This window comes from Bacillus sp. AFS037270 (genome assembly GCF_002585305.1).
The window spans coordinates 85682-100656 of sequence record NZ_NUNF01000032.1; the positions used below are offsets into that span (position 1 = coordinate 85682).

Genomic DNA, 14975 nt, shown 5'->3' on the forward strand with positions numbered 1-14975 from the left:
TATATGAATCTAGTGTATAATTTAAATAATCACCAAATTTACATATTATTCCTCATGGCGGTGGGCCTTTGTTGAAATATTTTATCAAAAAATTTAATGACCGTAACATACATTCAAAGCTGGTATTTTCATTTTTTGTGGCAGTCATTATCCCTTTGCTTCTTGTTGGATTTTATTTGACGCATGAACTTAGGACTAAGGCATTAAACGATGCCATTAGTGAATCAGCCGCCAATATTGAGAGGGTAAAGAAACGAACAGCCGAAACATTGGAATCAGCTATTTATGTGGCCAACAATCTAACATTAGACCAACAATTAAAGGAGCTTGTAAATACGAGGTATAGCACTAGACAGCAAGTCGTGGAGGCCTACCGAGGGTATACAGCATTCAAAACATCTCTCAATAATTTTGATGAACTATCTAATATTCGTTTATATGTGGACAATTCCACCATGCTGAATAATTGGGAGTTTATGCCGGCAGAGGACTCCATTAAGAATACCTTTTGGTATAAGTCGGCGGACAAGGCAAATGGGCTTAATGGATGGTTTTATATGCCAGATGAGACCAAAAAAAGCCGTATGTATTTAAGCCTGGTTCGGAAAATTAATTATTTTGATTATAAGACAAGCTCGACTTTAGTTATCGATGTCAATACAGATAACCTAAATACGATCCTAAATCAAGAAAGTTCACCCATCATGATTGTCGATGATAACAATAATGTTGTGGTCTCCAACCGGAAAAGTTTTATCGGAAAGAAGTTAGATCATATCATTAAAACGGACCAAAGGCTTATAGGAAACAAGGGCTCCATTCGTGGGAAAGTGAATGGCCAACAATCAGAGATAGTGGTAGATTTATTGCTTCCTGACACAAGCCTAAATGAACTAAAGTTTGTATCGGTTATTCCTAACGATACGATATTAGCTGATGCAAATAGCTTTGTATACCTTGGAGTTACGGTTATTTTTATTAGCTTTGTAATCGCTGTCATTTTGATTTATCTCTTCTCCCAATTAATTTCTCATCGCATTGTTACCCTGAGTAATCAAATTAATGTGGTTGCAGAAGGAAATTTAGATGAAGTGATACACGTTGAGGGCAGTGATGAGATTGGGTTACTTTCTAACCAGTTGAGTCGAATGGTCAAAAATATTAAAGATCTCATCACGGAGCTAGAAAAAATGCATCTTGAGAAAAATATTTTGGAGAAACGACAGCAGGAAATGAAGCTAAAAATGATGGCCAGCCAGATTAATCCACATTTCTTGTTTAATGCTTTAGAATCCATTCGTATGAAGGCCCATATAAAAGGTGAAAAGGAAATTTCCAGTGTTGTAAAGCAATTAGGAAAGTTAATGAGAAAAAGTATAGAAGTTTCTGCCGAAATGATTTATTTAAAGAAAGAAATCGAAATGGTAGTCTCCTATTTAGAAATCCAAAAGTTTCGATATGAAGACCGACTTGAATATGAGTTAGACATAGATCCAGTATCGGAGAGCCTTTTAATTCACCCGTTAATTATCCAGCCTTTAGTAGAAAATGCTGTCATCCATGGATTAGAAGATAAGGGGAAAGGCGGAAAGGTAAGTGTCATAACCAGGGTCTTTGATAACCATTTACAAGTCCGAGTAAAGGATAATGGAACGGGAATTAGTAAGGAGAAAATCGAGGCAATTCATAGAACACTAAACGATATCGATGACAGCAAGGAAAACAGAATTGGATTAATGAATGTTCATCAAAGATTATGTTTGACCTTTGGCAATAGCAGCGGACTTGTTATAGAGAGTGAAGTTGGCAAGGGGACATGTATTTCGTTCAGCATACCAAAAGGGGGAAACGAATATGTTTAGTGTTTTAATTGTTGATGATGAACCACTGATTCGTGATGGCTTAAAAAGCTTAATACCTTGGTCTGATCATGGTTTCCAAGTAGTGGATACAGCCGTTGATGGATACGATGCACTAGAAAAACTAAAAAAACATTCCATAGACTTGATGATTATAGATATTCGAATGCCAGGAATGGATGGAATACAATTAATTGAAGCGATTAGGATGACAAATTCTAACATACATTTTATTATCCTAAGTGGTTATGCAGACTTTGATTATGCACAAAAAGCCATCCGCTTTAATGTGACTGGATATTTATTAAAGCCAATTGATGAAGACGAACTTATAGAGATATTAGGGCCTCTAAAAGCTAAGATGGACAAGACTAAGGAAATCATACAATTACAAAGTCACAACCTTTCCTTTCATAAAGACAACCTGCTGAAAGGATTGTTAAATACAGAAGACGCGACGGAACATCTTGATGTACAATCTAAAGTTGAACAACTTAAACTAGATTGGAAAAAGTTTACCTTGGTTTTAATAAAAGAACGGAATTCTACCAAACCAGAGGCCACTCCCCTAAACTCTCTAAAAGAGAAACTCGAAACTACATTTGAACCGCAAAAAGGAATGGTATTTTCTACTGAACATTATTTAGGTATTTTGTTAAAGGAATCCGTAAAAACAGAAGAAAGTCAAAAAAATCTTTATGAAACCATCTCAAAAACAGCTAATAAGATAAGTATTATTATTAGTATAAGTGAAGAATTTAGTAATATCTATGAGGTTAAACATGCGTTTCATGAAACTAAATCCTTATTGGATCAACAATTCTTTTACAAAGAGAATTGTATCTTAAAAAAGGATTCGGAAGTATTCATTAAGGGAAATCAACCGACTAGCATAGAGATTTTACATAATGATTTCCCTTTACAAGACTATTCTGAAAAAATCTATTATGCAATTGATATTGCTAATATAGAGGCACTTTCAGAAAGGATCCTGGAAGCAGCACAAGTAATGGTCAACTTACATTTTACAGAAGAAGAAATCAAAAAGAGATTTATTCAGTTAGTTACGAATCTTTTAAGTAAATGTTCTGTGGCTAAGACTGGCCTTCAACGGGTAATAACGGAGGTCTCAATAAATGTGGTCGATATCCAAAATCAACCTAATTTTCAGTCACTTATTGGTTATATCAATAAAATCTTCAAGGAAATTATCGGAAATTTAGATGTAGGGGATCAAACGGTTCAAATTAAAAAGTTAGTAGATTTTATTCATCGTAATTATCATCAGAATCTAAAGCTAGACACCCTTGCTGATTTATTTAATTATAATAGTGCCTATTTGGGAAAACTATTTAAAAATTATACAGGGAATTATTTTAATACGTACCTTGATATAGTTAGAATGGAAAATGCCAAAGCCTTACTTTCTCAGGGGTATAAGGTTTATCAGGTAGCAGAACAGGTAGGATATACAAATGTCGATTATTTCCATAATAAGTTTAAAAAGTATATAGGTATGTCTCCAACAACTTATCGAAAAAAGGAAAAAACAGAAAATGCCCTTTAACTAACTTTTGAAAAGAAGCAACTCAAAGAAATCCTAGAATGGTTTAAAAATTAATGAGGAAAGTTAGCAGGGGGACCAAACAGTGGGTATAAAAAATCCACTGTTTTTTATATCTTTGAATTTTGTTAAAGGCATTCCTTTTATTGTTTATTACTTTTTCTGAGCCAGCCACTCGGAAACAATCTTTGCTTGATCAGGCGAAATGACGCCAGAAGGCATCGCATTTCTTCCATGGTTAATGATATTCTCGATTTCACTTTGTGAATATTTAGATCCAATTACGCGGTGGCTCAAAAGGAGTCAGATAGAACTTGTGCTTTATTTTTATTATCGAATATCTTTAAGTCGAGTTATTTTTCTTGACGATAAAAAAGGGGTGGGAGTATGATGGTTACGTTATTTAATACAGGTTACTTATTATTACCTTATATAGAAAAGTTTTTTTCAATAAATGAACTTTGAGGGATGTGTAAAAATGGTGGAAGTTACTTTGATGATTCATTACAGAGGAAAAAATTATTTAACAAATGTAATGGTTGAGAAGGGCACACCTGAAAAACAAATTTTAAAGATTGCAAAGGAACAAATTAAGAAACAAAGGTTAAATTAAGTAGGCAAGTTTCATATCTCAAGGTCTTGAATGAAAGGGGCAAAACTACCTTGAATGAGAAAAAAGCAGTCGGAGAAAAAGCGGCCGATTATGTAAAAGATGGAATGGTCATTGGACTTGGGACGGGTTCAACTGTATTTTATACGATCACTAAACTAGGAAGATTAGTTCAACAAGGTCTCTCAATAAAAGGCATCCCAACTTCCTTGCAGACAGAGAAATTGGCTAGAGAGTTAGGTATTCCATTGGCTTCGTTTAAAGAAATAGACCATATTGATGTGGCGATAGATGGAGCTGATGAAGTAACCCCTGAATTAGACCTTATTAAAGGCGGCGGAGGTGCCCTTTTAAGAGAGAAAATCATCGCGAAAGCAGCTAATACATTTATTGTTGTCGCCGACTCACAAAAACTAGTCGATACATTAGGAGCCTTCCCACTTCCCGTAGAAGTGGTGCCTTTTGGCATGGAAATGACACAAAAATATTTGGAAGTGCTTGGCGGTTCACCAAAGCTGCGGCAACACAATGGAAGTCCCTATCAAACAGATAATGGGAATTATATTTTTGACTGCAGCTTCCAAAAGATTACCCATCCTGGTGAGTTAGAAAGAGACCTGAATCTCATACCTGGTGTTGTGGATAATGGGTTATTTGTTGGAATGGCTGACATCGTCATTACCTTAAATGGACAAAAGGAAATTGACATTAATAGGCGAAAATAAATCGGGTTTGAATTAGGGAAAATAAATCAGTAGTACAATTTATAGATAATTTTTTCAATTAAGAGGAGAAACAAAAATGGAATCAATGACTTTTGTATTATTTGGAGCAACGGGCGATTTAGCAAAGAGAAAAATATACCCGGCTCTTTATAATTTATATATAGATCAAAAGCTGCCAAAACGCATTTCCTTTATTGGACTTGGCAGAGGTAATTTAACACATCTTGATTTTCAAGAAAAAGTAAAAGAATCTATCGTAGAGTACTCACGCCGCTTAGAGCATGAAGCGAGTCAAATGGGGGATTTTCTAAAGGATTTTCGTTTCAGTACATTAGATGTCAAACAACCAGAGGATTATCAAAAACTACTCAAATTGATCAAGGAAAGAGAAGAAGAACTGCAAATTGCGGAAAATCGCATGTTTTACCTGTCAGTTGCACCAGAATTCTTCGATACCATTGCGCTGAATATTAAACATAGCGGACTAGGTGCAACAAAGGGATGGAAACGATTAATCATCGAAAAACCATTTGGACATGACCTTCAGTCAGCTAGAGAGCTTAATGAAAAACTTAGCAGGGCCTTCGAAGAAGAAGAGATTTTTCGAATCGACCATTACCTAGGAAAGCCAATGGTTCAGAACCTCGAAGCGCTTGAATTTGCAAACCCCGTCCTACAGTCGATCTGGAATAAAGATCATATAGCGAATGTTCAAATTACTGCTAGCGAAACGGTTGGAGTTGAAAAAAGAGCAGGTTATTACGATCAGGTGGGTGCTATTCGCGACATGGTACAAAATCATATGCTGCAAATGCTCATGATGACCGCGATGAACTTGCCTTACAAGGTAAATGCCGCTGAGATCAGAAATGAAAAACGTAAGGTAATGGAAGCCCTCCGCCCGGTAAGTAAAGAAAATGCTCAATTTCACATTGTTCGTGGACAGTATGCTTCTGGAGAGATGGATGGGAAATTAGTAGCGGGCTATTGTGAGGAGCCGGGAGTAAATCCTTCTTCTCAAACAGATACATTTGTAGCTGCACGTTTATGGATTGATAATCCACTTTGGAGTGATGTTCCATTCTATATCCGGACTGGAAAAAGAATGAAAGAAAAGTCTACTCGCATCGTTATCGAATTTAAAAACAGCTTAAAACTTGTTTATAACCAAGATGAACAAAAAGTAGAGCCTAATTTATTAATCATTGAAATCAGCCCAGATGAAAATGTTACGCTGCAGTTGAATAGTAAGAATCCATTAAACGGGAAAATAAAACCTGTAAGGATAAATTTTTCTTGTGAAGATTCGAAGCACAAGGGATTAGGTATTCCTGAAGCTTACGAAAGACTGATTTATGATGCGGTAATCGGGGATTCTACTTTCTTTGCACATTGGAAAGAGGTTGAATTATCTTGGGAGTGGGTGCAGCCAATCCTGAATGCTTTTGAGGAAAATCGATTGCCTCTTCATGAATACTGGGCTGGTTCCTTTGGGCCTGAAGCCGCAGATTCCCTAATAGAAGAAAATGGGTTCAAATGGTGGTTGGACAATAGTCAAGAAAGCAAAGAGATCGCACATCAGAATTAAAGAAGCTCTAGGAGGAAAATGAGATGACACAAAATATTGATAACTTGGCGGTAACAACGATTCGGACCTTATCCATTGATGCGGTCAATGCGGCCAATTCTGGCCATCCGGGTCTCCCGATGGGGGCAGCACCAATGGCCTATGCATTATGGGCGAACCATTTGAATCATAATCCCAAAAATCCACACTGGTTTAACCGTGACCGATTCGTTTTATCTGCCGGTCATGGTTCCAGCTTATTATACAGCATGCTACATGTATTTGGGTATGATGTATCGATGGATGATTTGAAGAACTTCAGAAAATTGAATAGTAAAACCCCAGGCCATCCCGAATTCGGTCATACGCCTGGTGTTGAAGCGACGACTGGTCCATTAGGACAAGGGATTGCCAATGCTGTAGGGATGGCTATGGCGGAAGCCCATCTAGCAGCCAAATTTAATAAAGAAGGATTTCCTGTAATTGATCATTATACCTATGCATTAGTGGGGGACGGCGACCTAATGGAAGGGGTTTCCTACGAAGCGATGTCAATGGCAGGGCATATGAAGCTAGGAAAGCTGGTAGTGTTATATGATTCCAATGATATCTCCCTTGATGGTGAATTGAACGTTTCCTTCTCTGAAGATGTCAAAAAAAGAGCAGAAGCTGCCCACTGGGACTATCTAAGAGTTGAAGATGGCAACGATATTGAGGCCATTACAAAGGCGATCCAATCGGCAAAACAAAATACGGACCAGCCAAGTTTGATCGAAATCAGAACAATCATTGGTTTCGGTAGTCCGAAAGTAGCAGGAACTAATAAAGCTCATGGTGCACCGCTTGGAGCAGAAGAAGGTAAAGTGACGAAACAGGCCTATAACTGGCTTTATGAAGAGGATTTCTACGTTCCAGATGAAGTAAAAGCCCATTTTGAACAATTACAGCGTAAGGGGATCGAAACAGAACAAAGCTGGAACCAATTATTTGATTCTTATCAAAAAGAGAATCCAGAATTGGCAGAACAGTTAACTAATGCGATTTCCGGAAAAGTCCTCATTGATGCCAACGATATTTTAACGTTTGATAGTGGCAAAGCGGTATCAACGCGTGTTGCCAGCGGGGATGCCATTAACCATTTTGTGAAATCCGTCCCAGCCATTTTTGGAGGCAGCGCAGACCTTTCTCACTCTACGATGACTGAGATTAAAGGGGAACAAATTTACGCTGTTGAATCTTACGGTGCTCGTAATGTTTATTTCGGTGTCCGCGAGCATGCAATGGGTGCCGCAGCAAACGGGATGGCTTATCATGGCGGATTAAAGCCTTTTGTTAGTACATTCTTTGTATTCAATGATTATCTTCGTCCTTCTATTCGCTTAGCGGCTCTATCAAAACTTCCGGTTATCTATGTGTTTACACATGATTCCATCGCAGTTGGGGAAGATGGTCCAACACACGAGCCAGTGGAACATTTAGCTGCTCTTCGTGCGATCCCTGGCCTAACTGTGATTAGACCAACAGATGCAAATGAAACAGCAAGTGCCTGGGCCTATGCTCTTCAACAAACAGAAGGACCAGTCGCCTTGGTTCTAAGCCGTCAAAACTTACCGGTATATAATGAAACGCAGGCTAATCTAGACAAGGTATCTAAGGGTGCTTATGTATTAACCGAAACCAATTCGAACCCTAATGTAATCTTAATGGCCACAGGCTCTGAGGTCTCCTTGGCTGTTAATGCAAAGACCGAGCTTGAAAAAGAAGATATTTCAGTTCGGATTGTCGCAATGCCAAGCTGGGAATTGTTTAACAAGCAATCAGCTGATTACAAAGAGGCTGTGCTCCCTTCTTCGGTGACAAAACGTGTGGCAATCGAAATGGGGATCCGATTAGGATGGGAACGCTATGTTGGTTTTGAAGGAAAAGTCCTTTCGATTGAGTCCTTCGGTGCCTCAGGAGATGGTGCATCCGTCATGAAACATTTTGGCTTTACGACTGAAAATGTCGTTCATATCACCAAAGCCGTTTTAAATAAGTAAAAAAAGCTGGGGGAATATATCATGAAAGTAGGATTAATTGGTCTAGGAAAAATGGGTTTTAACCTAGGACAAAATCTAATCGAACACAACCATGAAGTAGTAGCATTCGATGTAAACCCTAGTGCTGTTGAGGATATGAAAAAACAAGGTGCAGCAGGCGTTTCAAGCTTTAAAGAACTTGTTCAATCGTTAAATCAGCCAAGAATTCTTTGGATAATGGTTCCACACGCACATGTGGATTCCGTGATTGGTGAAATTCTCCCGTTTTTAAATGAAGGAGATATTGTCATTGAAGCAGGGAATTCCCATTATAAAGAATCTACCCAACGTTATAACGAATTGAAGGGAATTGGGGTTCATTTTATGGATGCTGGTACTTCAGGCGGTATGGAAGGTGCACGGCACGGGGCTTGCTATATGGTTGGCGGTGATCCTGAGGCTTGGGAAATCGTTGAGCCTCTTTTTAGAGATACATCCGTACAAAATGGATATCTTTACGCTGGTAAAGCCGGCAGCGGCCACTTCCTAAAGATGGTTCATAATGGAATTGAATATGCCATGATGGCTGCGATAGGGGAAGGATTTGAAGTCCTTGAGAAAAGTGATTTCAATTACGATTATGAAAAAGTAGCCAGAGTTTGGAATAACGGTTCTGTCATCCGCTCCTGGCTGATGGAATTAACAGAAAATGCTTTCTCAAAATATCCGAATTTGGATGAAATTAAAGGGATTATGCATTCTTCTGGTGAAGGGAAATGGACAGTTGAAACAGCCCTTGACCTTCAAACTGCGACTCCCGTTATTGCTCTTTCATTAATGATGCGTTATCGTTCTTTAGAGAATGACACCTTTACAGGAAAAGTGGTAGCCGCCTTAAGAAATCAATTTGGTGGACATGCGGTCGAAAAAGAGTCAAAATAAGAGGGTATAATATGAATTGGAGGAAATGAAATGAAATTTTTTATCGACACTGCAAATTTAGACGAAATTAAAAAGGCATATAAAATCGGGGTTTTATCAGGTGTTACTACAAACCCTTCCTTGGTTGCTAAAGAGGGAGTTAAATTTGAAGATCGTATTGCTGAAATTTTAAATGCTGTTCCAGAAGTTGAGTCTGTTTCTGCAGAAGTAACTCCAAACGCTTTAACAGCTGAACAAATGATTGCAGAAGCAAACGAACTCATCAAAATTAATGGCGGAGATAAAAATATCACCATTAAACTTCCAATGACATTGGATGGGTTAGAGGCATGCCGCTACCTTACTAAAAAAGGTGTTAAAACAAATGTTACCCTTATTTTTACTGTCAACCAAGCGTTATTGGCAGCACGTGCTGGCGCAACCTATGTTTCCCCATTCTTGGGCCGTTTAGATGATATTAGCGAAGATGGTGTACAACTTGTTGCAAAAATTGCTGAATTGTTCCGTGTTCAAAATTTAAATTCACAAATCATTGCAGCATCCGTTCGTCACCCAGACCATGTTACTCGTGTAGCATTAGCTGGCGCTCATATTGCAACCATTCCATTTAAAGTAATTGAGCAATTATCAAAACACCCATTAACTGATCAAGGTATTGAAAAGTTTGCTGCTGATTGGAAAAATGCTCTTTAATTATTATTAAAAAGCCAAAAGGGTTAGAGATCTTTTAAAAAGACTTCTAACCCTTTTGCTTTTATTGTATTACACATATCCTTTCTTTTATGATGATTACCTAATCAAAAAGAGACAAAACGAGACATCTGTCTCGTTTTGTCTCTTTTTTTGTTCGTTCATTTTTGTTGAATGTTGAAATGGTCCGGTTTAAATTCTTGGCATGGTTCTTGCAACTATAAAAGTTGTAATCAATTTTATCGGGGAGGTTGAAATAATGAGAACGTTGGAAAGCAAAGATGTAGCTTTAACTAAGGAAAAAGCACAGTGGATGTATCAAAAAATGTTAGAAATCCGTAAATTTGAGGATAGGGTCCATGAGCTATTTGCCCAAGGAATCTTGCCTGGATTTGTTCACTTATATGCTGGAGAAGAGGCAGTAGCCGTTGGGGTTTGTGCCCATTTAAATGATAAAGATAGTATTACAAGCACCCATCGCGGACATGGGCACTGTATTGCAAAAGGCTGCGATTTAAACGGTATGATGGCTGAAATTTATGGGAAAGTTACGGGGTTATGTAAAGGAAAAGGAGGATCCATGCATATTGCGGACCTTGACAAAGGGATGCTTGGGGCAAATGGAATTGTTGGCGGCGGATTTCCACTCGTATGCGGTTCAGCTCTAACTGCCAAGTATAAAAAGACAGATAATGTAAGCGTTTGCTTCTTTGGCGACGGTGCTCAAAACCACGGGACATTCCATGAAGGAATAAATCTAGCTGCCATTTGGAAGCTTCCAGTTGTTTTCGTTGCAGAAAATAATGGTTATGCAGAAGCTACACCATTTTCATACGCATCCAGCTGTAAATCAATTGTGGATCGTGCGATTGGTTATAACATTCCTGGGATTAAGGTTGACGGAAAGGATGTTTTGGCTGTTTACCAGGCGGCGGAAGAAGCGGTTCAAAGAGCGCGGCGTGGTGAAGGCCCAACCTTAATTGAGTGTGTGACTTATCGTAATTACGGACACTTTGAGGGAGATGCCCAGAAATACAAAACAGAGCATGAAAAAACAGAGCATAAGCAAGAAAAAGACGCCATTCTTTTATTTAGAAATCATTTATTAAATGAGCAGCTTATGGCTGAAAAAGAATTAATTTCGTTAGAAGAATCTGTCCAAGAAGCTGTTAACCAAGCGGTGAAATTTAGTGAAGAGAGTCCATATCCAAGTCCCTCGGAATTGTTAACCGATGTCTACGTTTCCTATTAATTAATGGAAACTTGTAGAAGGGGAACTAAAAAATAATTTCTGATTTTTCAATTAAAAGGAGGAATCAATCATGACTAGAAAATTGAGTATGTCAGCCGCCATAAATGAGGCGATGAAACTTGCAATGCGTAAGGACGAGAATGTCATTCTAATGGGTGAGGATGTTGCTGGTGGAGCTCAGGTCGATCACTTGCAAGATGAAGATGCATGGGGAGGTGTACTTGGGGTCACCAAAGGGCTTGTTCAGGAATTTGGACGTGAGAGAATACTAGATACACCGATTACCGAAGCAGGTTATATGGGTGCGGCAATGGCCGCAGCATCTACTGGTCTACGACCAATTGCAGAGTTAATGTTTAATGACTTTATCGGAAGCTGTTTAGATGAAGTATTAAATCAGGGAGCAAAGTTTCGCTATATGTTTGGCGGCAAGGCGCAGGTTCCAGTTACAATTCGGACTATGCACGGGGCTGGATTTAGAGCGGCTGCCCAGCATTCGCAAAGTCTTTATGCATTGTTTACGGCCATTCCTGGCGTGAAAGTGGTTGTTCCATCCACGCCATATGAGGCAAAAGGATTATTACTTGCTGCGATTGAAGACAACGACCCGGTCATCTTTTTTGAAGATAAGACTCTTTATAATATGACAGGTGATGTTCCAGAAGATTATTATACAATCCCATTAGGAAAAGCAGATATCAAGCGGGAGGGAACGGACGTCACGATAGTAGCTATCGGTAAACAGGTTCATACCGCATTAGAGGCGTCTTCACAACTATCTGCTAAAGGAATTGAAGTAGAAATTGTGGACCCTCGCAGTCTATCACCATTGGATGAAAGAACAATACTTACCTCTGTAGAAAAAACTAACCGTTTAATCGTCATTGATGAAGCTAATCCAAGATGTAGCATCGCTACGGATATTGCGGCACTTGTGGCGGATAAGGGTTTCGATTATCTAGATGCACCAATTAAACGCATTACCGCACCACATACTCCAGTGCCGTTCTCTCCTGCACTTGAAGATCTTTATTTGCCTACACCAGAGAGAGTAGTTAGGGTAGTAACAGAGCTAGTAGGTGCACCATTAGAAGTGTAAAGGGGAAGGGGAGACAAGGAATGGCAGTAGAAGTAGTCATGCCGAAACTGGGAATGGCCATGAAAGAAGGAACGGTTTCCTTATGGAACAAGGGAGTCGGGGATTCAGTTGAAAAGGGAGAACCTATTGCTAGCGTCAATTCAGAGAAAATTGAAATTGACGTAGAATCTCCAGCAGAGGGAACAGTATTGAAAATTACTGTTCCCGAGGGAGAAGGGGTACCGCCTGGAACTGTCATTTGTTTTATTGGGAAACCTGGTGAAGAAGTAGCTGTGGGGCAGGCTTTAGTCCCTGTACAAAAGCCTGAAGTGGAAAATGAGGCTTCTGCAAACAAACCTTCGGAATCAATACCAGCCAGAAAAGCAGGAGAACGAGTGAAAATTTCCCCAATTGCTAAAAAGATGGCTGAGGCAGCTAACCTTAATATTGAGGAAATCCAGGGTTCAGGACCTGGAGGAAGGATTACCAAAGAGGACGTTCAGGATGCATTAAAGAAGTCATCTATTCAGAAGAAAGAAAAAAGTGAAGAAAAACCGGTGGGATTGCAAGAAGAGACACAACAAGTAACTGTCAGCGGAATCCGTAAGGTTATTGCCGCACGTATGTACGATAGTTTACAAAAAACCGCTCAGTTAACCATAAATATGAAAATAGATGTAACTGAACTCATTGCTTTACAAAAACAAACAGCCGAAACCATTAAAAATCGTTATGATCAAAAATTAACATTGACCGACTATATCGCACGAGCAGTTGTCCTTTCACTTCAGCAGCATCAGCAAATGAACAGTGCATTGATTGACGATAAAATTCATTTGTTTAAGTCTGTTCATCTTGGTATGGCCGTTGCGCTGGATAGAGGCTTGGTTGTTCCGGTTATTCGTAATGCCGATACTCACAAGTTGATTGATTTGTCACGAACTATTAAAGAGCTGGCGAAAAAGGCAAGACAAGGGCAGCTTTCGAATGAAGAGATGCAGGGTTCCACGTTTACGATTAGTAATTTGGGTTCCTATGGTGTCGAACACTTTACACCAGTCTTAAATCCACCTGAAACAGGAATTCTAGGTGTGGGGGCTGTTTATGACACTCCAAGTTTTGTGGGTGATAAGGTAGAGCGAAGAAGCATTCTTCCGCTCAGTCTGACCTTTGACCACCGTGTGCTGGATGGTGCTCCGGCGGCAGCGTTTTTACAAACTGTGAAACAGTACTTAGAAGAGCCAATAACCATGCTTTTATAGAAAGAAGGGATTGCCTTGGCATCGATTGCCATTATTGGTGGTGGTCCTGCTGGATATGTGGCTGCGATTACTGCAGCCCAGCAGGGGCAAGAAGTAACAATCATTGATCAAGGACCGCTAGGAGGAACTTGCTTAAATGAAGGATGTATGCCCACAAAGTCACTGTTAGAAAGTGCGGAGGTATACAGTAAGGTTAAACATGCGGGTGATTTTGGAATACGGCTTCCGTCTGGTCAATTAGAGATTGATTGGAATGCTGTCCTGCTTCGTAAAAATAATATTGTTTCAACACTTGTACAAGGGATTCAATATTTAATGAGGAAAAATAAAGTAAAAGTCATTAAAGGTGCTGGCTCTTTCGTCACTGACCGTGTTATAAGGGTTGATACTGGCGGGAAACAAGTAGATGTAACAGCGGACAAGGTAATCATCGCTGCAGGTTCTGACCCCATTTCATTACCATTTGCTTCTTTTGACGGAAATTGGGTCATTCATAGTAGTCAGGCGATGTCGCTTCCGTCGATCCCATCGTCTTTACTGATTGTCGGCGGAGGTGTAATAGGCTGCGAGTTTGCTAGCATTTATAGCAGATTGGGAACAAAAGTCACCATTGTTGAGATGGCTGATCAGCTGCTTCCAGGAGAAGATGAAGATGTCGCCTTGATCTTACATAAGCAGTTGGAAAGTGATGGTGTAACAATTTATCCTTCCACCGCACTAAAGGAATTGAATTCAGAACAAAAGTCAGCCTATTTTAAAAACGAAAATGGTTTGCATGAGGTTCAAGCAGATTACGTCCTTGTGTCGATCGGTCGTAAGCCGCGAGTGAATCATTTAGGTCTTGAGAAAATTGGAATTGATTTTTCAAGAAAAGGCATTACGGTTAATCATCAAATGCAAACGAATATTCCCAATATATATGCATGCGGAGATATCATCGGAGGTATACAGCTTGCCCATGTGGCCTTTCATGAAGGAGCAGTGGCTGCTTTAAATGCTTGCGGACTAGAATCTCAAGTAAATTATCGTGCTGTACCCCGCTGTATCTATACATCTCCTGAAATTGCAGGGGTAGGGTTAACAGAAAAACAGGCAAGGGAACAGTATGGCGATATAAGGGTAGGAGAATTTCCGTTTTCTGCTAATGGAAAGGCGCTTATAGCTAACGAACGGAACGGGAAAGTTAAGGTGTTAATTGAACCACAATTTGGTGAAATCCTTGGTGTCTCCATTGTCGGTCCCCACGCTACGGAACTAATTGGACAAGGTACGGTCATGCTCCATGCTGAATTAACAACAGAAACAATGGAAAATTTCATCGCTGCCCATCCAAGTCTTTCTGAAGCAGTCCATGAAGCATTACTTAGTGCAGTTGGCCACGCTGTACATGTTTAAAAGTAAGTTTAAT

12 protein-coding genes are annotated in these 14975 nt (G+C 39.4%); all 12 read left to right on the plus strand.

All coding sequences use genetic code 11. The features are described 5' to 3' along the window. The first annotated feature begins 71 nt into the window (after nucleotides 1-71). The 12 genes from COD92_RS16140 (at nucleotide 72) to lpdA (ending at nucleotide 14962) form a co-directional block, all read left to right on the plus strand. Nucleotides 72-1862: a sensor histidine kinase gene (locus COD92_RS16140; protein ID WP_098531468.1), complete on the plus strand. Its 1791-nt coding sequence runs from the start codon at nucleotides 72-74 to the stop codon at nucleotides 1860-1862. Beyond that, complete coding sequence (locus tag COD92_RS16145; protein WP_098531469.1) at nucleotides 1855-3426, plus strand: response regulator transcription factor; 1572 nt, start codon at nucleotides 1855-1857, stop codon at nucleotides 3424-3426. Before COD92_RS16140 ends, COD92_RS16145 begins: the two co-directional genes overlap by 8 nt. 475 nt (nucleotides 3427-3901) lie before the next feature. Beyond that, the gene (locus COD92_RS16150; RefSeq protein ID WP_098531470.1) at nucleotides 3902-4036 is read left to right on the plus strand and encodes a BA3454 family stress response protein; all 135 of its coding nucleotides are present in this window, start codon (nucleotides 3902-3904) and stop codon (nucleotides 4034-4036) included. 50 nt (nucleotides 4037-4086) lie between these two features. Then, nucleotides 4087-4758, plus strand: coding sequence for a ribose-5-phosphate isomerase RpiA (gene rpiA / locus COD92_RS16155; protein WP_098531471.1), 672 nt, complete (start codon nucleotides 4087-4089; stop codon nucleotides 4756-4758). Nucleotides 4759-4834: 76 nt separating this feature from the next. Further along, the gene (zwf, locus tag COD92_RS16160; RefSeq protein WP_098531472.1) at nucleotides 4835-6346 is read left to right on the plus strand and encodes a glucose-6-phosphate dehydrogenase; all 1512 of its coding nucleotides are present in this window, start codon (nucleotides 4835-4837) and stop codon (nucleotides 6344-6346) included. A gap of 23 nt (nucleotides 6347-6369) precedes the next feature. Then, entirely contained in the window at nucleotides 6370-8364 is a 1995-nt protein-coding gene (tkt, locus tag COD92_RS16165) for a transketolase (RefSeq protein ID WP_098531473.1), read from the plus strand. 21 nt (nucleotides 8365-8385) lie between these two features. Continuing rightward, complete coding sequence (gene gnd, locus COD92_RS16170; protein WP_098531474.1) at nucleotides 8386-9285, plus strand: phosphogluconate dehydrogenase (NAD(+)-dependent, decarboxylating); 900 nt, start codon at nucleotides 8386-8388, stop codon at nucleotides 9283-9285. A gap of 30 nt (nucleotides 9286-9315) precedes the next feature. Then, the gene (fsa, locus tag COD92_RS16175) at nucleotides 9316-9978 is read left to right on the plus strand and encodes a fructose-6-phosphate aldolase (protein ID WP_098531475.1); all 663 of its coding nucleotides are present in this window, start codon (nucleotides 9316-9318) and stop codon (nucleotides 9976-9978) included. 256 nt (nucleotides 9979-10234) lie between these two features. Further along, nucleotides 10235-11227, plus strand: a complete 993-nt coding sequence (locus COD92_RS16180) for a thiamine pyrophosphate-dependent dehydrogenase E1 component subunit alpha (protein ID WP_098531476.1) — start codon at nucleotides 10235-10237, stop codon at nucleotides 11225-11227. A 70-nt stretch (nucleotides 11228-11297) separates the two neighbouring features. Further along, entirely contained in the window at nucleotides 11298-12326 is a 1029-nt protein-coding gene (locus COD92_RS16185; protein WP_098531477.1) for an alpha-ketoacid dehydrogenase subunit beta, read from the plus strand. A gap of 20 nt (nucleotides 12327-12346) precedes the next feature. Then, nucleotides 12347-13567: a dihydrolipoamide acetyltransferase family protein gene (locus COD92_RS16190; RefSeq protein WP_098531478.1), complete on the plus strand. Its 1221-nt coding sequence runs from the start codon at nucleotides 12347-12349 to the stop codon at nucleotides 13565-13567. Between the two features lie 15 nt (nucleotides 13568-13582). Next, on the plus strand, nucleotides 13583-14962 hold the full coding sequence (lpdA, locus tag COD92_RS16195) for a dihydrolipoyl dehydrogenase (RefSeq protein WP_098531479.1): 1380 nt from the start codon (nucleotides 13583-13585) through the stop codon (nucleotides 14960-14962). Nucleotides 14963-14975: the final 13 nt, after the last annotated feature.